This window comes from Halomonas sp. 141, assembly GCF_002810305.1.
In the GTDB taxonomy this organism is placed as follows: domain Bacteria; phylum Pseudomonadota; class Gammaproteobacteria; order Pseudomonadales; family Halomonadaceae; genus Vreelandella; species Vreelandella stevensii.
In genome coordinates this window covers 1-24,217 of sequence record NZ_PINZ01000006.1, presented here as the reverse complement: position 1 = coordinate 24,217, position 24,217 = coordinate 1, and the positions used below count along the sequence as shown (strand labels likewise).

At 59.4% G+C, this 24,217-nt stretch carries 29 protein-coding genes and 1 pseudogene; 7 read left to right on the top strand and 23 right to left on the bottom strand.

All coding sequences use genetic code 11. The annotated features are described in order from the left end of the window. Positions 1-18: 18 nt before the first annotated feature. Genes CWI66_RS04535 through CWI66_RS04495 form a run of 9 tightly spaced genes read right to left on the bottom strand, consistent with a single transcriptional unit; the run spans position 19 to position 7,302 of the window. Complete coding sequence (locus tag CWI66_RS04535; protein ID WP_016916300.1) at positions 19-1,038, bottom strand: peptidoglycan DD-metalloendopeptidase family protein; 1,020 nt, start codon at positions 1,036-1,038, stop codon at positions 19-21. 56 nt (positions 1,039-1,094) lie between these two features. Continuing rightward, on the bottom strand, positions 1,095-2,006 hold the full coding sequence (locus CWI66_RS04530) for a DUF368 domain-containing protein (RefSeq protein ID WP_446718678.1): 912 nt from the start codon (positions 2,004-2,006) through the stop codon (positions 1,095-1,097). Between the two features lie 38 nt (positions 2,007-2,044). Beyond that, positions 2,045-2,722 carry a protein-L-isoaspartate(D-aspartate) O-methyltransferase gene (locus tag CWI66_RS04525; protein WP_016916298.1) on the bottom strand — a complete coding sequence of 226 codons (678 nt, stop codon included), beginning with the start codon at positions 2,720-2,722 and terminating at the stop codon, positions 2,045-2,047. Beyond that, positions 2,709-3,455 (bottom strand): 5'/3'-nucleotidase SurE, encoded by a 747-nt coding sequence (surE, locus tag CWI66_RS04520; RefSeq protein ID WP_100731030.1) that lies wholly within the window; start codon positions 3,453-3,455, stop codon positions 2,709-2,711. Before surE ends, CWI66_RS04525 begins: the two co-directional genes overlap by 14 nt. Before the next feature lie 21 nt (positions 3,456-3,476). After that, positions 3,477-4,517, bottom strand: coding sequence for a tRNA pseudouridine(13) synthase TruD (gene truD / locus CWI66_RS04515; protein ID WP_100731029.1), 1,041 nt, complete (start codon positions 4,515-4,517; stop codon positions 3,477-3,479). After that, positions 4,510-4,998 (bottom strand): 2-C-methyl-D-erythritol 2,4-cyclodiphosphate synthase, encoded by a 489-nt coding sequence (ispF, locus tag CWI66_RS04510; protein ID WP_016916295.1) that lies wholly within the window; start codon positions 4,996-4,998, stop codon positions 4,510-4,512. Before ispF ends, truD begins: the two co-directional genes overlap by 8 nt. After that, positions 4,998-5,723, bottom strand: a complete 726-nt coding sequence (gene ispD / locus CWI66_RS04505) for a 2-C-methyl-D-erythritol 4-phosphate cytidylyltransferase (RefSeq protein WP_100731028.1) — start codon at positions 5,721-5,723, stop codon at positions 4,998-5,000. The genes ispF and ispD overlap by 1 nt, the downstream gene beginning before the upstream one ends. Continuing rightward, positions 5,720-6,085, bottom strand: a complete 366-nt coding sequence (ftsB, locus tag CWI66_RS04500; RefSeq protein ID WP_016916293.1) for a cell division protein FtsB — start codon at positions 6,083-6,085, stop codon at positions 5,720-5,722. The genes ispD and ftsB overlap by 4 nt, the downstream gene beginning before the upstream one ends. 44 nt (positions 6,086-6,129) lie before the next feature. Further along, entirely contained in the window at positions 6,130-7,302 is a 1,173-nt protein-coding gene (locus tag CWI66_RS04495; protein WP_100731027.1) for a GNAT family N-acetyltransferase, read from the bottom strand. A 144-nt stretch (positions 7,303-7,446) separates the two neighbouring features. Here CWI66_RS04495 and CWI66_RS04490 point away from each other — a divergent pair, with 144 nt between their 5' ends. Continuing rightward, the gene (locus CWI66_RS04490) at positions 7,447-8,802 is read left to right on the top strand and encodes an aldehyde dehydrogenase family protein (RefSeq protein ID WP_100731026.1); all 1,356 of its coding nucleotides are present in this window, start codon (positions 7,447-7,449) and stop codon (positions 8,800-8,802) included. Positions 8,803-8,989: 187 nt separating this feature from the next. Then, positions 8,990-9,853 (top strand): MurR/RpiR family transcriptional regulator, encoded by an 864-nt coding sequence (locus CWI66_RS04485; protein ID WP_100731025.1) that lies wholly within the window; start codon positions 8,990-8,992, stop codon positions 9,851-9,853. Between the two features lie 8 nt (positions 9,854-9,861). Here the strand turns inward: CWI66_RS04485 and CWI66_RS04480 are convergent, their stop codons facing one another. Together CWI66_RS04480 and CWI66_RS04475 are read right to left on the bottom strand one after the other, a co-directional pair. Then, complete coding sequence (locus CWI66_RS04480; RefSeq protein ID WP_039175573.1) at positions 9,862-10,221, bottom strand: RidA family protein; 360 nt, start codon at positions 10,219-10,221, stop codon at positions 9,862-9,864. A gap of 99 nt (positions 10,222-10,320) precedes the next feature. Beyond that, positions 10,321-10,797, bottom strand: coding sequence for an Lrp/AsnC family transcriptional regulator (locus CWI66_RS04475; protein WP_081192497.1), 477 nt, complete (start codon positions 10,795-10,797; stop codon positions 10,321-10,323). Between the two features lie 219 nt (positions 10,798-11,016). Here CWI66_RS04475 and CWI66_RS04470 point away from each other — a divergent pair, with 219 nt between their 5' ends. From CWI66_RS04470 to crcB (CWI66_RS04460), 3 genes are all read left to right on the top strand, one after another. After that, complete coding sequence (locus CWI66_RS04470; RefSeq protein ID WP_100731024.1) at positions 11,017-12,711, top strand: 2-isopropylmalate synthase; 1,695 nt, start codon at positions 11,017-11,019, stop codon at positions 12,709-12,711. A 142-nt stretch (positions 12,712-12,853) separates the two neighbouring features. Continuing rightward, the gene (crcB, locus tag CWI66_RS04465) at positions 12,854-13,225 is read left to right on the top strand and encodes a fluoride efflux transporter CrcB (protein WP_100731023.1); all 372 of its coding nucleotides are present in this window, start codon (positions 12,854-12,856) and stop codon (positions 13,223-13,225) included. Further along, a complete protein-coding gene (crcB, locus tag CWI66_RS04460; RefSeq protein WP_016916285.1) occupies positions 13,222-13,611 on the top strand; it encodes a fluoride efflux transporter CrcB in 390 nt (129 codons plus the stop codon). Before crcB (CWI66_RS04465) ends, crcB (CWI66_RS04460) begins: the two co-directional genes overlap by 4 nt. A gap of 82 nt (positions 13,612-13,693) precedes the next feature. Here the strand turns inward: crcB (CWI66_RS04460) and CWI66_RS04455 are convergent, their stop codons facing one another. Then, positions 13,694-14,551 (bottom strand): universal stress protein, encoded by an 858-nt coding sequence (locus CWI66_RS04455; RefSeq protein WP_100731022.1) that lies wholly within the window; start codon positions 14,549-14,551, stop codon positions 13,694-13,696. 19 nt (positions 14,552-14,570) lie between these two features. Beyond that, the gene (locus tag CWI66_RS04450) at positions 14,571-16,061 is read right to left on the bottom strand and encodes a SulP family inorganic anion transporter (protein ID WP_100731021.1); all 1,491 of its coding nucleotides are present in this window, start codon (positions 16,059-16,061) and stop codon (positions 14,571-14,573) included. 475 nt (positions 16,062-16,536) lie between these two features. Here CWI66_RS04450 and CWI66_RS04445 point away from each other — a divergent pair, with 475 nt between their 5' ends. Both CWI66_RS04445 and CWI66_RS04440 read left to right on the top strand, forming a co-directional pair. Further along, entirely contained in the window at positions 16,537-17,550 is a 1,014-nt protein-coding gene (locus tag CWI66_RS04445; RefSeq protein WP_100731020.1) for an isocitrate dehydrogenase, read from the top strand. A 131-nt stretch (positions 17,551-17,681) separates the two neighbouring features. Beyond that, positions 17,682-18,950 carry a methyl-accepting chemotaxis protein gene (locus CWI66_RS04440; RefSeq protein WP_100731019.1) on the top strand — a complete coding sequence of 423 codons (1,269 nt, stop codon included), beginning with the start codon at positions 17,682-17,684 and terminating at the stop codon, positions 18,948-18,950. Positions 18,951-18,989: 39 nt separating this feature from the next. Here CWI66_RS04440 and CWI66_RS04435 read toward each other — a convergent pair whose 3' ends face one another. From CWI66_RS04435 to CWI66_RS04380, 10 genes and pseudogenes are all read right to left on the bottom strand, one after another. Further along, positions 18,990-19,640: a peroxiredoxin gene (locus CWI66_RS04435; protein ID WP_081136178.1), complete on the bottom strand. Its 651-nt coding sequence runs from the start codon at positions 19,638-19,640 to the stop codon at positions 18,990-18,992. A gap of 125 nt (positions 19,641-19,765) precedes the next feature. After that, positions 19,766-19,867 (bottom strand): annotated as a pseudogene (locus CWI66_RS04430) (IS5/IS1182 family transposase); the annotation flags it as partial. A 144-nt stretch (positions 19,868-20,011) separates the two neighbouring features. Next, positions 20,012-21,187: an RNA-guided endonuclease InsQ/TnpB family protein gene (locus tag CWI66_RS04425; protein ID WP_081192515.1), complete on the bottom strand. Its 1,176-nt coding sequence runs from the start codon at positions 21,185-21,187 to the stop codon at positions 20,012-20,014. Positions 21,188-21,522: 335 nt separating this feature from the next. Then, positions 21,523-21,825, bottom strand: a complete 303-nt coding sequence (locus tag CWI66_RS04415; RefSeq protein WP_081136157.1) for a type II toxin-antitoxin system RelE/ParE family toxin — start codon at positions 21,823-21,825, stop codon at positions 21,523-21,525. Further along, positions 21,813-22,070 carry a type II toxin-antitoxin system Phd/YefM family antitoxin gene (locus CWI66_RS04410; protein ID WP_081136158.1) on the bottom strand — a complete coding sequence of 86 codons (258 nt, stop codon included), beginning with the start codon at positions 22,068-22,070 and terminating at the stop codon, positions 21,813-21,815. Before CWI66_RS04410 ends, CWI66_RS04415 begins: the two co-directional genes overlap by 13 nt. 470 nt (positions 22,071-22,540) lie before the next feature. Beyond that, positions 22,541-22,765: a hypothetical protein gene (locus CWI66_RS04400; RefSeq protein WP_089676070.1), complete on the bottom strand. Its 225-nt coding sequence runs from the start codon at positions 22,763-22,765 to the stop codon at positions 22,541-22,543. Between the two features lie 96 nt (positions 22,766-22,861). After that, positions 22,862-23,176, bottom strand: coding sequence for a HigA family addiction module antitoxin (locus CWI66_RS04395; RefSeq protein ID WP_008174257.1), 315 nt, complete (start codon positions 23,174-23,176; stop codon positions 22,862-22,864). Positions 23,177-23,190: 14 nt separating this feature from the next. Then, positions 23,191-23,472: a type II toxin-antitoxin system RelE/ParE family toxin gene (locus CWI66_RS04390; protein ID WP_100731017.1), complete on the bottom strand. Its 282-nt coding sequence runs from the start codon at positions 23,470-23,472 to the stop codon at positions 23,191-23,193. Between the two features lie 126 nt (positions 23,473-23,598). After that, positions 23,599-23,901, bottom strand: coding sequence for a type II toxin-antitoxin system RelE/ParE family toxin (locus CWI66_RS04385; RefSeq protein WP_081136157.1), 303 nt, complete (start codon positions 23,899-23,901; stop codon positions 23,599-23,601). Continuing rightward, positions 23,889-24,146 carry a type II toxin-antitoxin system Phd/YefM family antitoxin gene (locus CWI66_RS04380; RefSeq protein ID WP_081136158.1) on the bottom strand — a complete coding sequence of 86 codons (258 nt, stop codon included), beginning with the start codon at positions 24,144-24,146 and terminating at the stop codon, positions 23,889-23,891. Before CWI66_RS04380 ends, CWI66_RS04385 begins: the two co-directional genes overlap by 13 nt. Between the last annotated feature and the right edge of the window lie 71 nt (positions 24,147-24,217).

Here is a 24,217-nt window from a genome sequence, read left to right as displayed (position 1 = left end):
ACCTTCAGAGCGTGGTGCCTAGCGAGCGGGCAAATAGTCGAGTGGATTCTGTGGCTGGCCATCGCGGCGCACCTCAAAATGCAGCTTGACACTATCTGCGTCGCTATCGCCCATGGTGGCAATGACCTCACCGGCCTCGACGACATCGTTCTCTTTGACACTTAAACTGTCGTTGTGTGCGTAGGCGCTGAGGTATTGATCGTTGTGCTTCAACAATATCAGGTTACCGTAGCCACGCACACCGCTGCCCGCGTACACCACGATACCGGGGCCTGCCGCTCGCACAGGTTGCCCCTTTTGCCCCGCGATATCAATCCCGGCAGTAATGCTCCCACCCTGACCAAACTCACCGGTAATCTCTCCATCGGTAGGCCAGCGCCAGTCGACATTATCGACAGGCGTGAAGGTACGCGAGGAGCGATCCGGGCGAGCGGCCTGAGCAGGCTGCGCCGCAGGCGTTGGCTCTGGCGTTGCGGCGGGCGCGGGCTCGGGAGCCGGCTCGGGCTCGGCGGCAGGTTCAGACGGCGGCTCAGCAGCAGCCGATGCAGGCGGTTCTGACGGCGCTGTATTGGCAGCCACCTGCTGCGCAGCTTCCACGGCGCGAGGCTCCGCCGTCAGGCGCTGGTTACGCTCGATGGCGCTCTCATCGGGCAACAGCCAGTCCAGTTCCTGCTCGTTACTGGCAACGGCCGTGGCCTGAGGCTGTAACCCAGTGGCCACCACACCCCGCGACGCCGTGGCAGGTGCCTGACTGGGGGCCGTGCTGGCACCCGCGCCTTCCCGCAGGGCGATGGTTTGTCCCGGGTGAATTTGATAAGGAGGGCTGATGTTGTTCAGGGCCGCCAACTGGCGATAATCCAGGTTGTGCTGCCAGGCAATGCCATACAGGGTATCGCCTGCCTTGACGGTGTATTGAGGGGTATTTTCAACCACGCGACGTGCTTCACTCAAATCGCGTACCTGTGGCGTACCCTGCTGTTGGTTGGCACAGCCGCTGATCGCCAGCGCCAACACCGACACGATAAAAACCTTACGCATGCAATCCCTACTCCTTTTCAATGCCGTGCGCTCACACTCACTGATTCGATTCCCGCTCAATGGCTCGGGGTCGTTGAGCGTGAGGAGTGCGTCACTGCGCGACGATTCAATAGTACGACCAGCAGCGCTCCAAAGACCATCAACGATACGACACCAGCGACCTGCGCGGACTCGCCGGTCAGCACGGCGTAGTCGCTGGGTAACAGATAGCGATAGGCCAGCGGAATCATTTGCCCCTCCGAGCCCAGCTGGTAGCGTAACAGCTCACGCCAGGGCCAGAGAACCGGCAACGAACCGACGATAAACCCTAGTAGCAGCTGCAGAGTTGCCCCATGATAGCGCTTCAATAGCCATGACAGTAGCCGTGAGGACAGGGCAAGACCCAGCAGGCAACCCATGCCGAACAGGATGATGATCCCCAGGTCGAAGCTGCGAATCGCGCCCATGATGGTGCCGTAGAGGCCCATGGTGAGCAATAGAAAACTCCCCGACACGCCCGGCAGCAGCATGGCACTGATGGCGATGGCGCCTGCGACCACCACGACCATGGCTTCATTACCGATCATCAACACCAGCGGCATCATGCCCGGCAGCAGTTGAGCCAGCAGCAACCCCAGGGCGAGCGGCAGCAGATAGGCTATTTTCCAGCGCTCCCCCGCCTGGCCGACGACCAGCCCCGAGGCCGCCACCAGCCCGAAAAAGAAGCCCTGCAGCAGCAGTGGATGGGCCTCCATGAGCCAAAGCGCCAAGTGCGCGACGCTGAACAGGCTGATGGCGACACCGGCCAGCAGAGGCGTCAGGAAGGCCAGGTTGAGGTGGATATAAAGCCCGCGCAGCCCACCATGACGCCAGGCCCCCAGGGCGCTGGGGCCAAACTGTTTGATGGTGTTGATCAGCTCTTCATAGATACCGGTAATGAACGCAATGGTGCCACCGGACACCCCGGGAACGGCATCGGCGGCTCCCATGCCAGTGCCTTTGAAAAAAAGTTCTATCGCTCGACGCTTCAATCCACAACTCCTTGCAACAGGGGAACAAAGCGCACGGGTTCGAGCCGGCGCTTTTCAAATGCACAGCCAATGCGCTTGACCTGGGTCAGCCATTGGCTGCCGTCGGACTCTTCCAGCGGCGCAATCAATGCGCCTTCTGGCGTCAACTGCTCAAGCAATGCCTGGGGTAGCGTTTGCGCACAGGCAGTGAGCAAAATCACATCGAAAGGGGCGGCTTCCGGCCACCCTTCGCCCCCATCGGCCACGGCGAGAGTCGCCGGAGCATCCAGCCGCCACAGCCGCTCTGCCGCACGCGCGTGCAGCGCGTGGATGCGCTCTACGGAGTAGAGAGTGTCGACCAGGCGCGACAGAATCAGCGTTTGGTAGCCGGAACCCGTTCCGACCTCCAGCACACGCCGGGGCGACGCCTTCAAGACCAGCTCGGTCATGCGCGCTACGGTCAGGGGTTGCGACAGGGTCTGTCCAAAACCAATCGGCAGCGCGGTGTCTTCATAGGCGCGGTGCGCCAGTGCTTCGTCCACGAACAAGTGGCGTGGCTCACGGGCCATGACCTCCAGCACCCGCGTATCCTGTACGCCCTGCTGCTGCAGCCGTTCGATCATGCGATCTCGGGTGCGCTGAGAGGTCATACCACGCCCTCTCAACTCGCCAGGCGATAGATCAGGCAAAGGCATCCAACCAGTCCTGTACATCACGGCGCGCCGGGTGGCGCGTCAGGTCAGTTTGCAGCGGGGTAATCGAGACATAGCCCGCCTCGACCGCCGCAAAATCGGTATCCTCGCCATCATCGGCGTTGGCCGCCACCGGGGCAATCCAGTAGCGCGTGCGGCCACGGGGGTCTTGCACCGGCACGGGCTTTTCAGCGGGGCCGCGATATCCCAGCCGGGTGACCTTGACGCCTTTGATGGCTTCCCAGGGCAAATCGGGCACATTGACGTTGAGCAGTGTACGCGGCGGCAGCGACAGTCGATCAGAGGCCCCCACCAGGCTGGCCGCCACGTGCGCGGCCGTAGCGAAGTGCTGGGTGCCGCACAGCGACATGGCGATGGCCGTCATGCCCAGGTTACGGCCCTCCATGGCGGCGGCTACCGTCCCGGAGTAGAGCACGTCATCGCCCAGGTTGCTGCCATGATTGATGCCGGAGATGACCAGGTCTGGCCGTTCGTCCCACAGCCCGTTCACCCCCAGATAGACGCAGTCGGCCGGGGTGCCATCGACGCTATAGAAACCGCTGTCCAGTGCGGTCAGCGACAGCGGCCGAGACAGGGTCAGCGAATTGCTGGCCCCGCTACGATCGCGGTCAGGGGCAACCACGCGCAAGTGCGCATGGGCCGTGAGCGCATCATGCAGCGCCTTCAGGCCGGGGGCGTGAACGCCATCGTCATTGGAAAGCAGCAGTCGCCGCATGTTGGTCTCCTTACACGTGCATCAGGCGGTGTCGGGGTGGTGGATCAGCTCGCCGATCACCGCCGTGGCAAAGCTGCCTCGCGGCAGGGCAAATGAGAGTAGCACAGCGTTGTCTTCATGGGTGATGCTGGGTGATATCAGGCAGGCGCGCAGGGCCCGCTGGGCTCGCTTGACGCCACTTTTTTCAAGCCCTTCACACAGCGCTGGATGCCGCTGTCGAAGCAGAGTTTCATACTTCGCCGCCGCCCCCTGCGCCAACTCACCAACGCCCCACAACACCCCGGTGGGGTGAAGGTCCATCGCGGCGGCCCGCTCGATCAGCGTCTTATCCACTGAATCGACGGCAAACACGCTCTGGGTGCCTTCCAGCATCAGCGTGTCGCCTGCCAGCGGGCAGCACCAACTGCCGTCCTGCAAGCGCACGCTGAGCAGTTCGTTGAACAGAAAGCTGCGGGCGGTGGAGAGCATCATGCCCTGACGGTCATCGCGTTTGCGCCAGCCCTTGGCCAGCACCGCCTGGGCTCGCTGCAAGTTGCGGGCACCCGCGCCAAAGCGCTGATGGCCAAAATAGTTGGGGACGCCGTGACGGCACAGTGCTTCCCAACGCGCGGTAAAGTCTTCCCGCTGCACGGCGTCGCCACTGAGCCGCAGTTGAAAATGGTTGGTGCGATGCACGCCGCGCTTCAGCTTGCGCGGGTGGCGCGCCTGCTCCAGCACCTGAATGCCCAGCTCGGCCAGGGCACCTGCCAGCCCTTCAGGCGCTTGGCGCCCCGGCAGATGTACGCTGAGCCACTGCCGCGTGACGGCGACCCGGTCTTTCATTCCTGAGTAGCCGATGTCGCGCTGCCCCACGCTGCATAGTCGGCTGAGCTGTCTGACCACCTCCAGCGTGGTCAGGTTGCGCTTCTCCACCCGCAGCCAGAGATGCTCACCCTGCCCTTCGGGGATGAAGTCGAGCTGCTCGTCGACCCGAAAATCTTCCGGCGCGGTGCGGTAGTGGCCTGGGGCGGGCAGGCCGAAATCGGCCGTCAGGCTGCGCTGCCAATCAGGAAGTTCAAGCATCTGCTGACGCTCGCGGGGTCAGCAGCACCACGGCCTCGGCAGCGATACCTTCACCCCGCCCGGTAAAGCCCAACCGTTCGGTAGTGGTGGCTTTGACGTTCACCTGGCCCAGGGCGATTTCCAGATCCTGGGCAATGACGGTTCGCATGGCCTGGATATGAGGCGCCATTTTAGGGGCCTGTGCCATCAAAGTGGCATCGAGATTGCCCACCTCGTAGCCGGCATGGCGCACCAGCGACATGACGTGACGCAGCAGGCCACGGCTGTCGGCGCCTTTCCAGGCGGGGTCGGTATCCGGGAAATGATGGCCGATATCGCCCAGCGCGCAGGCACCCAGCAGCGCATCGCTGATGGCATGCAGCAGCACATCACCATCGGAGTGCGCCACGAACCCCTGCTCGAAGGGCAGCACGACGCCTCCAATCATGAGATGGTCGCCGGGACCAAAGCGATGCACGTCAAATCCATGGCCAATTCGCATTAGGCGCTCCTGTTGCCGTTATCCGCCATCGACGCGGCGGCTTGTTGAGTGTGTAAGATGGCACCCGCCAGCGCCAGATCGCCGGGGTGGGTCACTTTCAGGTTGTCGCGACGACCGTTGACCAGCCGCGGGGCTTCTCCCAATGCTTCGACGGCAGAGGCTTCGTCGGTGACCAGCGTACCGTGCTCTACAGCCTGCTCCAGGGCGCGCAGCAGCAGCGCGTAACGAAAGCCTTGCGGAGTCAGCGCATGCCACAGCCCGTCGCGGGGTTCGGTGCGCAGGCTGCACTGATCACCTCGGTCACGCTTCATGGTGTCGGCCACCGGCATGGCCAACAGCGCACCGGCCGAGTGGCGCTGGATGGCCGCATGCAGCGCCAGCAAATCCTGCTGGGTGATACAGGGGCGCGCCACGTCATGAACCATGACGATGTCATCCGCACGAGCGGGAATGGCACGCAGCGCGTTGAGCACACTATGCATGCGCTCCTGGCCGCCATCGACCCGCTGCCAGCGCTTGAACGGTACGCTATGCGGGTCGAACCAGCCGTCGTCGCGATCCAGGCAGAGTACCAGATGGGCCTCGGGAAAAGCCTGGGCTAGCCTGGCCAGGGTATGGGCCAGGATCGGCTGCCCATCAAGCGACAAATACTGCTTGGGCCGATCAGCCCCCATGCGCTTGCCCTGCCCTGCGGCGGGCACCACCAGCCAGAGCGTTTCACTCATGGCTCACCGCCTTCGCGCTCACGCGGTGGAATGACTCCCGGCTGGGCGATCAACCCCGCATGAATCCCCAGCAGCTCGTTTTCGATGGCGACACCAGGCACCCAGAAAAATTGCTCGTCGGAACGCACCATGCCCATATCGCTGCGTGCACGCTCTTCGATGGCGGCCAGCCCGGTTTTCAAATCCGTGACCTCGGCCGCCAGTCGGGCGTTACGCTCGCGCAGGGGCTGATTGGCCGCTTCCTGTTCAGCCACACGCTCTTCGACCCGCTGAAGGTCGCGCCAGCCGCCGTTGCCCAGCCACAACTGGTACTGCATCAGGCCAAGCACTGCCAGCAGTATCACCAAGAGCCATCTGTGCATGAGAGTGTTCCTGTATAAAAGCCAGAGCGGCGCGCATTATGCCATCAAGCCGCAGGGTCCTGCGACGCCAGAGACGACTTATAGGGTAAAGACTGGCTGGCCGCCTGCCGATACGCCTGAACATGCTCGGCTTCCTGCTGGCAAAACTGCCCTACTCCGGCAGCCAACCCGGGGTGAACGATGTAGTGCAGCGAACGCACGCGCTGCGGGGCAAAGCCGCGCACCAGTTTGTGCTCTCCCTGCGTGCCGGGGTCGAACAGCGTCAACCCGGCTTCCAGGCAGTACTCGATACCTTGATAGTAGCAAGCTTCGAAGTGCAGGCAGTCGGCGACCACTTCGCTTCCCCAGTAACGGCCATAGAGGGTCGTGGCATCCTGAAAACAGAGCGCCGCTGCCACCGGGCGGTCTTCCAACCGGGCCTGGATCAGCACCAGCGACTCGCTCATGGTATGACGCAGGCGCTCGAAAAAGGCGCGATTCAAATACGGTGGGCGACCACGCTCATGGTAGGTAATGGTGTAGCAGCGGTAGAAGTGTGCCATGTCTGCGTCACTGATCTCACTGCCCACCAAACGCGTCAGGGTAATCCCCTGCTCGGCCACCAATCGGCGCTCACGTTTGATCATCTTGCGGCGCTTGGAGGCCAGCGAGGCCAGAAAGCCTTCGAAATCCCCAAACCCCTGGTCACGCCACTGAAACTGTACGCCTTCACGAGTGATAAGTTGCGGCCACTGGCGTTGCCAGGCACCCACCTCCTGCTCATGGGCAAACAGCAGATGCCAGCTGGAGAGCTCCCGGGCTTCACACAGCTGCTCGATGCCCTGGGCCAGACAGGCGTATACCTCAGCAGCAGGTGCCTCCACAGCGATCAGAGTGCGTGGCCCAGGCACGGGGGTAAACGGCACCGCACTCAGCGCCTTGGGGTAATACTGCCCTCCCGCCCGTTCCAGCGCGTCGGCCCAGCCCCAGTCGAACACGTACTCACCGTAGGAGTGGTATTTGCGATACAGCGGCAGCGCCCCGACGAGCTGCTGCCCTTGCCAGACGCACAGGTGGCTGGGCTGCCATCCCGTGGCGGCACTGACCGAGCCGCTCTGCTCCAGCGCCTGGAGAAACGCATAACGCAGAAACGGCTGGCCCGGTGCCGCCAATGCATCCCACTGGCTTGCCGAAACGGCCTCGATGGCAGGTAGAATGGTCAACGACAGTGAAGGCATGACAGCTCCCAGGGCACGGGCAGACGCCGTGGATGGCTTACTTTACCATTAACGATGTGAACAATTGTCAATGTCTGGCGGCGATGGTTCCACCTGCAACAACCTGCCAGTATGGTCAATGTCGAACGATTCCAAGGAGTGGCCATGAAGCGTGATCTCACGTCCCTATTGACCGCGCAGCGGGAAACCGCCGCCACCGCGCCCTACCCGACCCTCGCCATTCGGCGCGAGCGGCTGGCACGCTTGGCACTCATGACACGGCGCCATCAACGGGCGATCATCCAAGCGATTCAGGCGGATTTTGGTCAGCGCAGTGAAGTGGAAATTCGCCTGGCCGAGATCAGCTCGGTGCTGCATGCCATTCGCCACGCCCGCTTGCATTTGTGGCACTGGATGCGCCCGCAAGTCGCCACCATGCCTTGGCGGCTGTGGCCAGCGCGCGCGCGCATCTCGCCCCAGCCGCTGGGGGTGGTGGGCGTCATGTCTGCCTGGAACTACCCCTGGTGCCTGGCGCTAATGCCCATCGTGGACGCGCTGGCCGCGGGTAATACCGTGCTCCTCAAGCCCAGCGAGCAGGCGCCGCATACCAGCGCGCTGCTGGCCCAGCTGGTGCCGCAATACTTTACCGATGACGAGTTCGTGGTGATCGAGGGAGGCGAGGACGTTGCCGCCGCCTTCAGCGCACTGCCGTTCGACCACCTGGTCTTTACCGGCTCGAGCCGCGTGGGCCGTCTGGTCGCAGCCGCCGCTGCGACCAACTTGACCCCGGTGACGCTGGAGCTGGGCGGCAAGTCGCCTGCGCTGGTTGCCAGCGATGCGGAGATGGGGAGCGCTGCCGAAGCCATCGTGTTCGGCAAAGGATTCAACAACGGCCAAACCTGCCTGGCTCCCGATTATGTTCTTGTAGAAGCCAGCCGCCTGGAAGCGCTGATCAAGGCACTGGAGCAGGCCATACGCCAGCAGCGCCCCAATGCCAGGGAAGCCACCGGCCATGTCAGTGAACACTTCGCCACACGCAGTGAGCGCCTGATCGAGCAAGCGCGTGATCAAGGCTGCCGCGTGATCGATCACGGCTCGCATGCTCCCGCGCTGGTGATCGACCCCCATCAGGGGCTTGCTCTCATGCAAGAGGAGATCTTTGGCCGTGCCTTGCCGATCATCAGCGTACAGCATCAGGAGGACGCGCTGCGCTTCATCAACGCTCGCCCAGCGCCGCTGGTGCTGTATGCCTTTACCCATGACAAGGCGCTGCAGCAGCGGCTGCTTGAGGGCACTCGCTCGGGCGCGCTGGTGTTCAACGAAACATTGCTGCACCACGCCGTACCCTCGCTGCCTTTTGGGGGCGTCGGTGAAAGCGGCACAGGGGCGTACCACGGCCGCCACGGCTTCGAACGTTTCAGCCACTTGCGGGGGGAGTTCTATCAATCCAAACGCGCCAACAGCCGCTGGCTGCGACCGCCTTATCGCCGCTGGCTGCTGAAATTGCTCAGGCTCGGTTAAAGATTACAGGCCAACGCCCGATATTTATCTAATATACTTTGATTGGATACGCTCACACACTCAGGGATAGGTTGCGAAGCGGCGCAAGGGTATTACTATGCTCGTCCACTGCCTGCAGATGAGTTTTATCACTGGTGCAGCCAGTGGACGCCTCGTTTACCCTCAACGCCTGCCACGGAGTCAGTCAATGGCGCATGACCTGCTAGACCGCCTAAGGGAACGTCTCGAAGAGCTGAATCGTTCGGAGCGCAAGGTGGCGAACGTGATCCTCGACGACCCGGCAGCCGCCACCAGCCTGAGCATTGCCAGCCTCGCCCAGGCGGCCAGCGTCAGCGAGCCTACCGTGAACCGGTTTTGCCGCAACTTCGGCGCCAAGGGTTATCCCGATTTCAAGATCAAGCTGGCGCAGAGCCTGGCCGGCGGAACGCCTTACGTGACCCGTGCCGTCGAGCCCGGCGATACGGCCACCCAGTACACGCACAAGATTTTCGGAGCCACCATTGCCGCCCTGGACGAAGCCCAGCGCGAGGTGGACATGGCCGCCGTCGAGCGCATGGTGGATTACCTGACCCAGGCCAAGCAGATTCACTTTTTTGGCTTGGGTGCCTCCGGTGCCGTGGCCCAGGATGCGCAGCACAAGTTCTTCCGCTTCAACTTGCCGGTCATGGCATATGTGGATGTGCTGATGCAACGCATGGTGGCTGCCGCCTGCCATACGGGCGATGTGGTGGTGATCATTTCCTACACGGGCCGCACGCGGGAGTTGGTCGATATCGCCAGGGTGGCACGCGAAGCAGGCGCCGTGGTGCTGGGGATTACCGCACCGGACTCTCCGCTCTCACGAGAGTGCACCGCGACCCTGGAAGTCGCCACCCCCGAAGATACCGACCACTACATGCCCATGACCTCCCGAATGATTCAGCTCACCTTGATCGATGCGCTGGCCACGGGGGTCACCCTCAGGCGCGGCGAAGACTTCTTGCCGCACCTGAAGAAGATCAAGGACAGCCTGCGCGATACCCGTTTTCCGGCCGAAAAGCCAGCCAAGTAACGCGGCGACTACGCATCCACTGCCGTGGTCACGGTAATCTCGACTTTCAACTCATCGGCTGGCATCGGTGCACACACGCAGGTGCGTGCCGGTGCATGGCCTTCCGGCACCCAGGCATCCCAAACCTCGTTCATGGCCGCAAAATCACTGCCCTCCTTGAGGTAGATCGTCGCGCTGAGCAACTGCTCGCGGCTGGAGCCGATCTCCTTCAACAGCGCATCCACTCGCGCCAGCATGCTCTCGGTCTGCTCCTTGATATCGCCATGGCGCGCCTCGGGCCCCGCCACCTGGCCACACAGATACGCCACGCCACCATGGATCACGGCACGGCTCATACGGGCTTTTGTATCATGACGCTGAATACTCATGGTTCAATCTCCTGTATCGATTAAAAAAAGCAGTGTAAACCGCCAGCAAGCCACTGCCTATGCCATATCGAACTGCCCGGTCATATCGAACAGCCCGTCTCAGGTAGGTACCGGGCGGTGCTCGAAGACGCGGCGCAACACAAAGCTGGTATGCGCCCCCGTGACCCCTTCGATCCGATTGATGACATGCAGCAGCAGATGCTGGTAGTCATCCATGTCCTTGACCAGAATCTTGAGCTGAAAGTCGGCGGCTTGACCCGTGATGATCAAGCACTCCACCACGTTGGGGATGTCACGCACGTGGCGCTCGAAGTTATCGAAGCGCTCGGGGGTGTGTTGGTCCATGGAAATATGCAGCAGCGCCATCAGCTGATAGCCCAGCGGCCGAGCGTCCACCACGGCCCGGTACTGAGTAATCAGCCCATGGGTTTCCAGCGCCCGAACCCGGCGCAGGCAGGGGGATGGCGAGAGGCCTATGCGTTCGGCCAGCTCCTGGTTACTGATGCGCCCTTCCTGCTGAAGGATAGCCAGGATACGACGGTCATAACGATCCAGCGTAAGGGGAGTCACCGACATACTCGACAGCCTCTACTAATGAAATCCATAAACCCGCCATATTCTGCCACTTTTTTTGCCTACTGACCTATTTTCGCAATAACCTTTCGCGGCGTTATGGTTACACTAGCATGGCTGCCAAAAGCAGCTGCTCCCAGGGCCTCTTACCCGGAGGCCTGGTCAGCGGCTCACGCCACAAGCGGCCGCCTCAAACAACCTCATGCTTTCAGGAAACTCACCATGTCTGCCTTCGATCATCGCAAGTATCGCCCTGCCCCGCGGGTACCCGCGTTCAATCGCCAGTGGCCCGACCGGGAACTGACCCACGCTCCCATCTGGGTGAGCGAGGACCTGCGCGATGGCAACCAGGCGCTACTGGAGCCGATGACCGTCGAGCAGAAGCAGCGCTTTTGGCACCAGATCATCAAGGTCGGTATCAAGGAAGTGATGGTCGGCTTTCCCTCCGCCAGCCAGCCGGATTACGACTTCGTGCGCTGGTTGATCGAAGAGGATCAGATTCCCGATGACGTCACCATTGCCGTGCTGGTGCAGTGCCGAGAGCATTTGATCGAGAAAACCTTTGCCTCGCTGGTGGGCGTCAAGCGCGCCATCATCCACCTGTACAACTCCACGTCGACCATTCAGCGCGAACGGGTCTTCGAGATGGATCGCGAGGGTATTACCGACATCGCCGTTCAAGGGGCGACCTGGGTCAAGACTCATGCCGCGCAGTACCCCAACGTCGATTGGCGTTTCCAGTACTCCCCTGAAAGCTTCTCCAGCACGGAGATCGATTTTTCACTGGCCATCTGCGAAGCGGTCATGGATGTGTGGCAGCCCACGCCGGACAACCCGTGCATTCTCAACTTGCCCACCACCGTAGAAGTGGCAGGCCCGCACCATCACGCCGACCAGATCGAGTACTTCTGCCAGCATATCAGCCGTCGGGATAGCGTGATCATTTCGGTACACACCCATAACGACCGGGGCGGCGCAGTGGCTTCTGCCGAGCTGGCCCTGCTGGCGGGTGCCGATCGCGTCGAGGGCACGCTGCTGGGCAACGGCGAGCGTACCGGCAACATGGATATCGTGACGCTGGCCATGAACCTGTACAGCCAGGGCATCGACCCGGCGCTGGATCTCTCCAACCCCGACGAGATCATCCAGGTCGTGCATGAGTGCACCGGCATTGCCATTCACCCCCGCCACCCCTGGGTGGGCGAGATGGTCTACACCGCGTTTTCCGGCAGCCACCAGGATGCCATTCGTAAATCGCTCAAGCATCAGAAGCCCGATGAGCCGTGGCAAGTGGCCTATCTGCCCATTGACCCCCATGACATCGGCCGCGACTACCAGGCAGTGATCCGGGTCAACAGCCAGTCAGGCAAAGGCGGCATGGCCTTTTTGCTGGAGCGGGACTACGGCATTCACCTGCCCCGCTGGATGATGCTGGCACTGGCCCCCCACGTGCAGAAAGAGAGCGAGCGGCGCAACAGCGAACTCTCCAGCGCCATGGTCCGCCAGGTGATGTTCGATCAGTTTGCCCTGGATGCCCCGCTCTCCCTGGCGGATTACCGGCTCTCCAAAGGCCATCAGGAAGGCATCGACATCACCCTGCGGCACGGTACTGAAACGCTGCGCCTTTCCGGCACGGGTAACGGGGCCATGTCATCGTTCACCGACGCCTGGAAACAGCATACCGGCAGCCACGTGGCCATTCTGGACTACAGCGAGCACTCCCTGGGGGGCAGCAGCGAGGCCAATGCCATTGCCTTCGTGCAGTTGAATATCGACGGCCAACGGGTATGTGCCGTGGCAGAGGACAGCGACACGGTGAGTGCCTCGCTCAAGGCCGTGCTGTCAGGCATCAATATGGCCAGCATGGCAGCATCCAGCGAGGCCCCCGTCGAGCACTCCTCCATGGCCACCGCTTGATCTTCGCCAGTTGAGACATGACGGCTGAGATATGAAGATTGAGGCATGAAAGTGAGCAAGGCCCGCCCTCAGGGCCTTGCCGAACATGCTACACTTTCCGGCCTTGATTCTGCTCTCCACACGAGGCCACCATGGACACTGCATGGCCAGTCTTTTTCTGATTGCGCTGGGAGGCGCGCTTGGCGGCATGGGCCGCTTTGCCGTGTCCAATGCCGCCGCGAAACGGCTAGGCAAAGCCTTCCCCTGGGGTACGCTCATGGTCAATGCCAGCGGCGCGCTCGTGGCGGGCTGGCTGCTGGCACGTTATGGCTTGCAGCATCACGACCCCACCTGGATATTCGCCATCATCGGCCTGCTGGGCGGCTATACCACCGTCTCCTCCTTCAGCCTGCAAACCCTGGAGCTTTACCAGTCGGGCCAAGCCGCTCGGGCGGCACTTAACGTTGCCAGTACGTTAGGTTTGGGGCTTTTGATGGCTACCCTGGGCTGGTGGCTGGGCGGGGGGTTGTCATGAACGCCTATCTGGCCGTTGGGCTCGGCAGCGCCGTAGGCAGCCTGCTGCGTTACGGGGTGTCACTGGCCTCCCTGTCAGCGCTTGGCAGCTACTTCCCCTGGGGCACGCTACTGGTCAATATCGTGGGCTCGCTGCTGATCGGCTGGCTGGCAGCCACCGCCTCGCGCTTTCCTCACCGAGCGCTGGCACGCCACCAACCTCTGCTGGTAGCAGGCTTTTGTGGCGGCTTCACCACCTTTTCACTGTTCAGCCTGGAAACGCTCTACCTCGCCCAACAGCCCCAGTGGTGGTTGGCACCGCTCTACGTGCTGGTCAGCGTCCCGCTATGGCTGCTGGCCGCCTGGGCCGGAGAGCGCTGGGCGCTTGCCTCCTCGCCCACACCGTGACGTCTGTGTGCCAAGCGCACAGGCACACGCCAGTCTCGAATAAAGACTGGCGTGCATGGCACTCCTGACGGCAGATGGTAGGTCAGCGCAGAATCAGTACCGGAATTCGGCTATTGCGCAGCATGGTCGTGGTTGTGCTGCCGACCAACAAATGACGAATTCGCGAGTGCCCGTAAGCGCCCATGACCAGCAGGTCGATGGCGTTTTCTTGCTCATACGCCTGTAAAACGTCATCCACTTCCCCGGCACGAACTTCTCCCTGCACATGATGTCCCGCATCGCGTAAGGTGCCAAGCGCCCATGCCAGCTCGCTGCGATGTTCCGCCGTGTATGACCCGACAATCAGCACATGGCAGGTGACCCCCACGAACAGCGGGGAGCGGGCCAACATCTCGATACCCTTTTTGGCCGTTTTGCTGCCGTCGAAGGCTATCAGCACCTGCTCTGGACGCTTGAAGGCTCTGGGCACCATCAAAATCGGACGGTGCATTTCACGCACCATACGCTCCAGGTGGGCGCCCAGATGCCCGCTTGCCTGATGGTCGGTTTCACCACGCTTGCCCACTACCAGCAAGCGCATCTCTTTCTCCAACGCCACCAGCGTTTCCACCAGCGTGCCATTCAGTTGGCGGAGAGTGGGCGCACTCACACCGCCTTCTACCGCTCTGGCACTGGCAGCTTCAAGCATCAGCTTGCCTTGCTCTCGGTTTACCCTGGCACGCTGCTCATCCAGCGCCGAAAGCTCTTCCATCAACTTTTCGCGGGCACCAAAACGCAGGCTGCCGGACAAATCCTGCGCTTCGGGTGCGCCTGCGTGGTTATCCACGATGTGCACAAGCGTCAAAGGTGCTTCCAGGGCCAGGCTGGCCCAGGCGGCATAGTCACAAACGCCTTCGGCAAATTGGGAGCCGTCAATGGCGGCGATTACCTGTTCAGTCATGTTGTTCTCCTTACCGTGCTCAGTGGCCGCCCATCAGCTTTTCAACCGCTTCCGGGTCGTTATGCACCGCGTAGCGGTCTACCACGGTGGCGCTAGCTTCGTTCAGGCCTACCAGCTCGACCTCGGTGCCTTCACGGCGGAATTTGATCACCACGCGATCGAGGGCCTGCACGGCGGTCACATCCCAGAAGTGCGCTTTCGATAGATCAATGGTGACCTTGTCGACGCTCTCTTTGAAATCGAACGCAGCCATGAAGCGCTCGGACGACGCAAAGAACACTTGCCCGACCACTTGATATTCGCGCTTCTCTCCAGGCACGAGCTCTTTGGAGCCCACGTACATGATGTTGCCGACTTTATTGGCGAAGAACATGGCCGCCAGCAGTACACCCACAAAGACACCCATCGCCAGGTTATGAGTGCTCACCGTAACGGCGACGGTTGCCAGCATGACGATATTGGTGCTCATCGGGTGTTTCTTCAGATCGCGAATGGACTCCCAGCTAAAGGTACCAATCGACACCATGATCATCACCGCCACCAGCGCGGCCATGGGGATTTGCGACACCCATTCCGACAGAAACACCACCATCAGCAGCAGCACGACACCGGCAATCAGCGTGGATAAGCGCGTACGACCACCGGATTTGATGTTGATCACCGATTGGCCAATCATGGCACAGCCCGCCATACCGCCCATCAGTCCGGCACCAATGTTGGCGGCGCCCTGGCCTTTACACTCGCGATTCTTATCGCTGGAGGTATCGGTGAGGTCATCCACGATCGTGGCCGTCATCATCGATTCCAGCAGGCCCACGACCGCCAGCATGACCGCATAAGGGAAAATGATCATCAGCGTTTCAAGAGTCAGCGGCACGTTCGGCCACAGGAAAACGGGCAGCGTATCCGGCAGTTCGCCCATATCGCCGACGCTGCGAATTTCCATACCGCTGACCATGTACACTACGGTCAATACCACGATGCACACCAGCGGTGACGGAATCGACTTACCCACCACCGGTAAATAGGGAAACAGATAGATGATGCCCAGCCCTGCGGCTGTCATGGCATAAACATGCCAGGTCACGTTGGTAAGCTCCGGCAACTGGGCCATGAAAATCAGAATCGCCAGCGCGTTCACAAACCCGGTGACCACCGAGCGGGAGACGAAGCGCATCAGCTCCGCCAGCTTCAGGTAGCCCGCGATGATTTGTAATACACCCGTCAATAGCGTGGCCGCCAGCAGATACTCCAGGCCATGCTCTCTCACCAACGTCACCATCAGCAGCGCCATCGCTCCGGTGGCGGCAGAAATCATGCCGGGGCGACCACCGGTAAAGGCGATGATGACGGCAATACAGAACGAGGCATACAGCCCCACCTTGGGGTCGACGCCAGCAATGATCGAAAATGCGATGGCTTCAGGAATTAGCGCCAGCGCGACGACAATACCTGAGAGCGTATCGCCCTTGATATTGGAGAACCATTCTTGCTTGCTGAAAAGTGCCATTCAGGGAATCCATGGTTTGAGGGTGATCGACAATGCACACCAGGACCGCACGGAGGCAGCATGTGGGCATAGCGTTGTCAAAGTTTGTTGAAGGAAGACTACCAAACGAAGACGCTGGCGCGCCGATAGCCAAATAACGGCAACGGAATGCCACGGCACCGAGATGACGCGAAGCGCGTCATGGCGCCGAAAAGGAGGGAGAACCTAGGGTGGAGTCATCAGCCCTGATATCGGCAGGACGATGGCTGCCATGGTGTTGTTCATTACACAGAAACCTTGCTGCTTTATCGTGTCCGGCGAGGGAGAAGCCGCCATGAGCGCGGCATTTTATCAGTAAACAGGGGCCTTCGCACCCATCTCCCTGGACGTTTAGACGATGCCCCGCCCCCTAAGTATCGCTTACCATGGCACTCAAATAGCGGGCCCATCGCCTGCTCTCCATCACTTTTCAACCACGTCACGAGAGGATCCGCACATGAGCCAGACAGTAGCAGTGATCAAAGGCGACGGCATCGGCCCCGAAATCATGGACGCCACCCTGAAGGTGCTGGAGGCCCTCGAGTGCGGGCTGGCCTATGAGTTTATCGATGCAGGACTGGTCGCGCTCGAGAAGCACGGCACGCTGGTGCCTCAAGCATCGCTGGATGCCATCGAGAAACACGGTGTTGCTCTGAAAGGGCCGCTGACAACGCCGATTGGCAAGGGCTTCTCCTCCATCAACGTTCAGTTGCGCCGTCATTTTGACCTTTATGCCAACGTTCGCCCGGCCATCAGTTTTCCCGGCACTCGCTCACGCTACGATGGCATCGACATGATCACCGTGCGGGAAAATACCGAAGGTGCCTACCTCTCCGATGGCCAGGAAATGGTGGACGACGGCAATACCGGGCTTTCCGTGATCAAGGTGACCCGCCAGGGCTCCGAGCGCATCGTGCGTTACGCTTTCGAGCTGGCCAAGCAGAACGGGCGTAAAAAGGTGACGGCTGTCCACAAGGCCAACATCATCAAGACCAGCTCCGGCCTGTTTCTGGACGTGGCCCGAGAAGTCGCCAGTGAGTATCCGGAGATCGAATTTCAGGAAATGATCGTGGATAACGCCTGCATGCAGCTGGTCATGAACCCGCATCAGTTCGATGTAGTGGTGACCACCAACCTGTTCGGCGACATTCTCTCGGACCTGTGCGCCGGGCTCGTGGGCGGTCTTGGCCTTGCCCCGGGCGCCAACATCGGTGAAAAGGCCGCTATCTTCGAAGCCGTACACGGCTCAGCTCCCGACATTGCGGGCAAGAATATGGCCAACCCCTGTGCGCTGCTGCTGGCAGCAGCACAAATGCTGGACCACCTGGGCATGCAGCAAAAAGGAGACGCCATTCGCAACGGCATCCGTGCGGTACTCGAAACCCGCCGAGACATGATCACCCCCGACATGGGCGGCACTGGCACGACGTCGACCTTTGCTCAAGCCTTGGTGGAGCAGGTCAATCATTGATAATTATTAAAATAGATACCTTATATTACCAATTTGACATTTTGTGCCATAAAGATACAAAACAGTGTTTTTTATAAGCAACTGGTCTATTCTAGGAGCGTTTATAACAACGCTCCCGGAATTTTACGGCCATGCTTACCTCCCTGAAATCTGACCAGCTGCGTAGTGCACTGTCACAACACACCGCTTGCATCTACTTTACTCCTGAGGGCGTGATTCAAGATGCCAGCCATCTGTTTCTGAGTACGGTAGGTTATTCACTGGCGCAGGTTAAAGGGCAGCACCACCGAATGTTCTGCTTTCCCGAAGATGCCAACCGCCAGGAGTACCAGGCTTTCTGGCAAGCGCTGGCCGCAGGAGAGAGCCAGCAGGGGCGCTTTCGGCGGGTAAATGCACAAGGGGAAGAGGTCTGGCTGGAAGCCACTTACCTGCCGATCAAGAACCGCCGTGGCAAGGTGGTGCAGGTGTTCAAGGTAGCCAGCGACGTGACCGAGAAACACCAGAGGGCGGCACGGGAGCGGGCCATTCTGGCAGCGCTCGACAGCTCCATGGCGGTCATCGAGTTCACCCCTGATGGCTACATTCTGGAAGCCAACCACAATTTCGAGCAGGCCATGGGCTATCCGCTGAGCCGCATTCGCGGTGAACACCATCGCCTGTTTTGTGAGCCCCAGTTTTATCAACAGCACCCCCACTTCTGGCAAGAGCTGGCCCGCGGCGAGTTCAAGCAGGGCAAGTTCGTCCGGCTCAATGCCCAAGGGCAGGTGGTCTGGCTGGAAGCGACCTACAACCCCATCTTCGATGCCGAAGGGCGCGTGGTTAAAGTGGTCAAGTTCGCCACCGACATCACGGCAGAAATGACTGCCACCGAGGCCGCGAGGGCGACCGTCGGCAGCGCCAGAACGTCATCCAGCCAAACCGAGCGCATCGCTCAGGAAGGACTATCGCATCTGCAGAAGGTGCTTGCCGACTCGCAGCAGGCCGCCTCGACGCTGGTCGACGCACAGCAACTAATCAACGCCCTCAACCAGCAGGCTGCCCAGATCAATAGCATCACCAGCTCCATCGCTCGGATTGCCAGCCAGACCAACTTGTTGTCGCTAAATGCCGCCGTGGAGGCCGCACGTGCCGGTGAACAGGGGCGAGGTTTTGCCGTAGTGGCCAACGAGGTGCGCCAACTGGCCAAGGGCTCCAGCGATGCCGTGAGTGAGATTACCCGAGTGCTCAAGGAGAACAACGCCCTAGTGAGCAAGACGACACAAGCCATGCAGCAGGTGGTGGAACAGGGCCAGAATAGCCAGAACAGCGTGAAGGAGATCGAGGCGATCGTTAACGAGATATTGCAGGGAGCGCAAAGCGTATCTCACTCGATCGAGCGACTCGCGCTCGAAGCGAGCTGAGCTACCCCGCCAGCTCAGGCTGGCGGGGCGTGCTACGGTTTAGCGCAGTTTGGTTTTACGCAGGTACGGCAGTACCGCGTCGAATTCACCAAATTTCTGCTGAGCATCTTCATTGGAAACGCTGGGAGGAATGATGACATCCTGCCCTACACTCCAATCCGCAGGCGTGGCCACGCCGTGCTTGGCGGTGGTTTGCAGAGCATCCAGCGCGCGCAGGATCTCGGCAAAATTGCGTCCGACGGTCATCGGGTAGGTCATCGAGAGCTTCAGCTGCTTGTCCGGGCCAATGATGAAAACCGAGCGCACCGTCGCGCTATCGGCAGGCGTGCGGCCATCGGGCAAGTAGGCGTCTTCCGGCAGCATGTCGAACAGTTTGGAGACCTTGAGCCCTTCATCGGCGATGATAGGGAAGCTCACGGCACTGCCGCTGACGGTCTCGATATCGCCCGCCCAGCGCTTGTGATCCTCGACACCGTCCACGGACACCCCGATCACCTTGGTGCCACGCTTTTCCCATTCAGCGCTCAGGGTAGCCACCGCGCCAAACTCGGTGGTGCAGACAGGAGTGAAATCCTTGGGGTGGGAAAACAGAATCGCCCAGCTGTCGCCTATCCATTCATGAAAGCGAATCGGCCCCTGGCTGGTTTCCGCTTCGAAGTCAGGTACAACGGCATTGATACGTAGTGACATGGTGGCTCCTCAAGTAAGGGTATCCGGTTTTCATACCTTATATGACTTTACCGCCCTTCACTATAGAACTTTTTGAGCTAAGCAGGTAAACGGCGTTCATGATGGAAACACACAAATGCCCGCGGTTGCCACGGCACCAGCTTCTCCATCCTGGCAAGAAACCGCTCGCGGCGGGTGACCTTCTTCTTGTTCTGGTGCTCAGCCTGGGCGAATGAGATCTGTTTCATCGGAGTGGCTCTGTCAGCGGGTGTTGGACGACAGGTCAGATTTTACCTCGTCGGTGGCTATGAGGCAGCTCCGACGGGATTTATGCAGCGTTTCCCTAAGCCTCGTGACTGCTCTCCGCCCTATCGGACGGAGCTTCCCACTTCTCAGGCAGCAACCGGCGACATGCCGGATTTACGCGAGCCTCGATGGGCAGAGACGGACAGCCCTTCCGCCTTCAACTTCAAAATTCCTTGATGCTTGATGTTCAGCGCCGCGTTGATGTCGCGATCGTGGTGAGACCCGCAAGAGGTACACGTCCACTCTCGGACGCTCAGCGTCATCCCACCCAGTCTGTGCTGGCAGACATGGCACGTCTTGGAGCTGGCAAACCACGGGTCGATCTTGACCAGATGTTTGCCTTGCTCTTTGGCCTTGTATTCCAGCTTGGTGATCAAGGCATGCCAGGACGCATCGCCGATGTGTTTGGCGAGCTTGGCATTCTTCATCATGTTTTTGACTTTCAGCGTCTCGACGATCACCGCTTGGTTGTCGTCAACGATCTGTCGGGACAGTTTGTGCTGGAAGTCGTTGCGGGCATTGGCTACCCGCTCGTGAGCCTTAGCGACGAGCAAGCGTGCTTTGGCTCGATTGGCGCTGCCTTTCGTCTTGCGTGACAACGCCTGTTGTTTGCGCTTGAGGTTCTTCTGCGCCTGCTTGAGAAAGCGCGGGTTGGCGGTCTTGCGCCCGGTGGAATCAATCGCTAGATGCGACAGCCCCATATCGAGGCCGACGATATTGGCCGCGTCCACATTCACCAGCGGCGCTAGGGTCGCTTGCTCTGTTTCATACAGCAGCGAGGCGTAGTGCTTGCCGGTGACGGTGCGTGACAGCGTGATGCTCTTGAGCTTGCCTTCTACCGGGCGGTGAACCTTGGCCTTGATGGGGTCGAGCTTGGGAATCTTGATCCAGTTCTCGCCGGCCTTGACGCTCATGCAGTGGTAGCTCGACTGCTTGCCACGCTTGCTCTTGAAGCGCGGGTAGCCGGCTTTCTGCTTGGGATCGAAGAATCGCTGGAAGGCTTTGTCTAGGTTGATACACGCCTGGGCTAGCGCAACGGAATCAGCTTCTTTCAGCCAGCCATACTTTCGAGACCTCTTGGCAATCGGCAGCAGCTTCTTGATGTCGTGCTTGGCGCTCAACGACTGGCCGTGACGCTTGTAGCGATGGGACATGATCCGAAGGCCAGTGTTATACGCAAACCGCACCGCGCCGAACTGGCGGTTCAGAAACTCCGCCTGCTCGGACGTGGGATAGATGCGTACCTTGGTGGCTTTCAGCATGCCAGTGTTCCTTGCTACAATGTAGCCAATATATACCAGCAAAAACATGGCGGCAACACAATGAAGAAAGACATCCTCCACATGAAGATCGACGGCGAGTTAAAGAAAGCTTTGCAAGATGAGGCGGAAAGACAGAATCGAAACCTGTCGAACTTGGTCGAGACTGTGCTAAAGGCATACATGGAAAAGAAGAACGGCTAGCGCCGTTCCCGCTTGTATCTCCGCCCGCATTGGGCGGAGGTTTACGCGGATTTTTTGCTAAAACATAACGCAAAGCGCACCGGCGACCTTGACGCAGCGAAGCGGAGACAAGGGCGTCCGAGTGACGCGCCTGGTTAGCTGTTCCCAAGCATGTACGCACGAAGCTGCCGCTCCTCTCGCATGACATAGAGAACGAAAACCCGCTGCCCGTCCTCACGATAAAAAATGCGACACGGTGGAACCACTACCTCCCTGTATACCGAATCAGGGAGCTCTGGAGGAAACCGCCCAGATTGGGGAAAATTTTCCAAACGCTCGATCTTATCGAAAACTTCCTGGACCAGATGACTTGCGGCAACAGGATTATCCAGAGCAATGTACTCAGCGATGGCATCCAGTTCCTGAATGGCGGGCTCCGTCCAGATTACTTCAGCCATTTACTCATTTTCTCCCTGACCTCACTCTGGCTGTAAGTTCTTCCCTCAAGTACAGCACGCTCTCCCCGTGAGAGTCCCTCAAGCAGCTCAAGTCGGCGCTGCATGAACTCGTAATCCTGCACATCAACAAGGTATGCGGATGGCTGACCATGCTCCGTGATCAGTACCGGCTCTTTAGACAAGTGCAGATCTGCCAAAATCTTTGTGGCTTGGCGCTTGAGGTTCGTAACAAGCTCAACTTTCATGGGCTCACCCCGAATCGACTAATAGTGACACTATAGTATCACTTTTCAGGTAGGGCAATCACAGCTAACGCTTGCAGCATGCGCGCCCATGAAATGGAGCCGAAGGCGCAATGTAGTGGGTGTCGCCGTGCCTGCACTGGTTATGTTCTTCTTCGTGTTAGCAGCGCCTACCCAGCCACCCCGAAGAATCAATGTGGATAAAATAACCGAAGTCCTCAGAGGACATGACGGATCGCGCATCAGTGAGCCCAACACCACAATACGGACAGCACTTAATTTCGACTGCTGTAGTCCAGAGCGTATCACCCACTTCCTCAAGATATTGATTTTCCTGTAAGTCATCCTCTGTTGCTACCCGCTCAATAACCAAACACCAACCAAGGTCTTCAGAGCCAAAACGGGCTGGCCCCCAACAGATTGAAACGCCATCACTCGGCATCTCGTCACAACAGTGTATGAGATTTGACAGGCTATCCATTTATTTCATCCACAAATATCTGGTCCTCTACGGCATCTGCAATGGCGCGATCCAATCGTGTAAGCAAATCTTCGAATGACTCTTCAGGCCGGCGGACTAACATTGCAAGGCATTGATCTTCATCAGATGCAGTCGCCGCACAGCTAACCGGGCCAACCCTACCAATAGTGATTTCGCCTGAGCCATCAATCAGCAGTTCAATATTCTCGAGTTTCATATGACGAAACCTGACTCTTTGTGAACATAACGCCTGCCGTCACCGGTGACAAAGCCAGAGCGAAGCGGAGGTTTTGGCATCCGGTGCACGGCCTGGTTATGCAGCATGTAGCGGCTTGATTCGATCCACTTCTTCCTTGACCGACTGCGCGGCAGTCCAAAGATCAACAGACCGCTGTGCGTTCAGCCAGAACTCCGGCGAATTACCAAACAAACGCGCAAGCCGGAGCGCCATTTCAGGACTCACAGCACGACGCTCGCGCAGTAACTCATTAACTGACTGACGAGAGACGCCCAGAGATTCAGCCAACCCCGAAACGGTAAGGCCATAGTCCGGAAGAAAGTCTTCCCTCAGCATTTCACCAGGATGAGTCGGTTTGCGCTGCATACCGGCAGTATTAAGAATAGCCATAGTCATCACCTCACTCAGTGGTAGTCACACACTTCGACTTCATACGCATCACCACCTTCAAAACGAAAACAGATACGCCACTGATCATTGATTGAAATTGCGTGCTGCCCCTGCCTGTTTCCCGACAGTGGGTGAAGGCGGTTGCCGGGCGGCACTTTCAAATCCTCAAGCTGTAAGGCCAGATCCACGTATTCAAGTTTTCTAGCGGCTCTCGGAGCAACATCCGCAGGAAATTTCTTTGACTTGCCCTTGGAGTAGAGCTCTTGGGTCCGTTTGTCAGCGAAGGATTTAATCATGAAGAAGAGCGTATCGCGTCACGTGACACTTGTCAATGCGGCCTGGATGTGACTGCATAACGCAGAGCGCACCGGCGACCTTGACGCAGCGAAGCGGAGACAAGGGCGTCCGAGTGACGCGCCTGGTTAGCTGTTCCCAAGCATGTACGCACGAAGCTGCCGCTCCTCTCGCATGACATAGAGAACGAAAACCCGCTGCCCGTCCTCACGATAAAAAATGCGACACGGTGGAACCACTACCTCCCTGTATACCGAATCAGGGAGCTCTGGAGGAAACCGCCCAGATTGGGGAAAATTTTCCAAACGCTCGATCTTATCGAAAACTTCCTGGACCAGATGACTTGCGGCAACAGGATTATCCAGAGCAATGTACTCAGCGATGGCATCCAGTTCCTGAATGGCGGGCTCCGTCCAGATTACTTCAGCCATTTACTCATTTTCTCCCTGACCTCACTCTGGCTGTAAGTTCTTCCCTCAAGTACAGCACGCTCTCCCCGTGAGAGTCCCTCAAGCAGCTCAAGTCGGCGCTGCATGAACTCGTAATCCTGCACATCAACAAGGTATGCGGATGGCTGACCATGCTCCGTGATCAGTACCGGCTCTTTAGACAAGTGCAGATCTGCCAAAATCTTTGTGGCTTGGCGCTTGAGGTTCGTAACAAGCTCAACTTTCATGGGCTCACCCCGAATCGACTAATAGTGACACTATAGTATCACTTTTCAGGTAGGGCAATCACAGCTAACGC

Coding starts and splice junctions, on each gene's coding strand:
- CWI66_RS04380 (WP_081136158.1), bottom strand. CDS start 24,146: ATGAAAGTTGAGCTTGTTACGAACCTCAAGCGCCAAGCCACAAAGATT.
- CWI66_RS04445 (WP_100731020.1), top strand. CDS start 16,537: ATGAGCCAGACAGTAGCAGTGATCAAAGGCGACGGCATCGGCCCCGAA.
- CWI66_RS04530 (WP_446718678.1), bottom strand. CDS start 2,006: ATGGGAGCCGCCGATGCCGTTCCCGGGGTGTCCGGTGGCACCATTGCG.
- CWI66_RS04490 (WP_100731026.1), top strand. CDS start 7,447: ATGAAGCGTGATCTCACGTCCCTATTGACCGCGCAGCGGGAAACCGCC.
- CWI66_RS04385 (WP_081136157.1), bottom strand. CDS start 23,901: ATGGCTGAAGTAATCTGGACGGAGCCCGCCATTCAGGAACTGGATGCC.
- surE (WP_100731030.1), bottom strand. CDS start 3,455: ATGCGGCGACTGCTGCTTTCCAATGACGATGGCGTTCACGCCCCCGGC.
- ispF (WP_016916295.1), bottom strand. CDS start 4,998: ATGCGAATTGGCCATGGATTTGACGTGCATCGCTTTGGTCCCGGCGAC.
- crcB (WP_100731023.1), top strand. CDS start 12,854: ATGGCCAGTCTTTTTCTGATTGCGCTGGGAGGCGCGCTTGGCGGCATG.
- CWI66_RS04475 (WP_081192497.1), bottom strand. CDS start 10,797: ATGTCGGTGACTCCCCTTACGCTGGATCGTTATGACCGTCGTATCCTG.
- CWI66_RS04470 (WP_100731024.1), top strand. CDS start 11,017: ATGTCTGCCTTCGATCATCGCAAGTATCGCCCTGCCCCGCGGGTACCC.
- CWI66_RS04450 (WP_100731021.1), bottom strand. CDS start 16,061: ATGGCACTTTTCAGCAAGCAAGAATGGTTCTCCAATATCAAGGGCGAT.
- CWI66_RS04410 (WP_081136158.1), bottom strand. CDS start 22,070: ATGAAAGTTGAGCTTGTTACGAACCTCAAGCGCCAAGCCACAAAGATT.
- CWI66_RS04425 (WP_081192515.1), bottom strand. CDS start 21,187: ATGCTGAAAGCCACCAAGGTACGCATCTATCCCACGTCCGAGCAGGCG.
- CWI66_RS04525 (WP_016916298.1), bottom strand. CDS start 2,722: ATGCCTTTGCCTGATCTATCGCCTGGCGAGTTGAGAGGGCGTGGTATG.
- CWI66_RS04480 (WP_039175573.1), bottom strand. CDS start 10,221: ATGAGTATTCAGCGTCATGATACAAAAGCCCGTATGAGCCGTGCCGTG.
- crcB (WP_016916285.1), top strand. CDS start 13,222: ATGAACGCCTATCTGGCCGTTGGGCTCGGCAGCGCCGTAGGCAGCCTG.
- ftsB (WP_016916293.1), bottom strand. CDS start 6,085: ATGCACAGATGGCTCTTGGTGATACTGCTGGCAGTGCTTGGCCTGATG.
- CWI66_RS04435 (WP_081136178.1), bottom strand. CDS start 19,640: ATGTCACTACGTATCAATGCCGTTGTACCTGACTTCGAAGCGGAAACC.
- CWI66_RS04495 (WP_100731027.1), bottom strand. CDS start 7,302: ATGCCTTCACTGTCGTTGACCATTCTACCTGCCATCGAGGCCGTTTCG.
- CWI66_RS04485 (WP_100731025.1), top strand. CDS start 8,990: ATGGCGCATGACCTGCTAGACCGCCTAAGGGAACGTCTCGAAGAGCTG.
- ispD (WP_100731028.1), bottom strand. CDS start 5,723: ATGAGTGAAACGCTCTGGCTGGTGGTGCCCGCCGCAGGGCAGGGCAAG.
- truD (WP_100731029.1), bottom strand. CDS start 4,517: ATGCTTGAACTTCCTGATTGGCAGCGCAGCCTGACGGCCGATTTCGGC.
- CWI66_RS04395 (WP_008174257.1), bottom strand. CDS start 23,176: ATGGCTATTCTTAATACTGCCGGTATGCAGCGCAAACCGACTCATCCT.
- CWI66_RS04535 (WP_016916300.1), bottom strand. CDS start 1,038: ATGCGTAAGGTTTTTATCGTGTCGGTGTTGGCGCTGGCGATCAGCGGC.
- CWI66_RS04390 (WP_100731017.1), bottom strand. CDS start 23,472: ATGATTAAATCCTTCGCTGACAAACGGACCCAAGAGCTCTACTCCAAG.
- CWI66_RS04415 (WP_081136157.1), bottom strand. CDS start 21,825: ATGGCTGAAGTAATCTGGACGGAGCCCGCCATTCAGGAACTGGATGCC.
- CWI66_RS04455 (WP_100731022.1), bottom strand. CDS start 14,551: ATGACTGAACAGGTAATCGCCGCCATTGACGGCTCCCAATTTGCCGAA.
- CWI66_RS04400 (WP_089676070.1), bottom strand. CDS start 22,765: ATGAAACTCGAGAATATTGAACTGCTGATTGATGGCTCAGGCGAAATC.
- CWI66_RS04440 (WP_100731019.1), top strand. CDS start 17,682: ATGCTTACCTCCCTGAAATCTGACCAGCTGCGTAGTGCACTGTCACAA.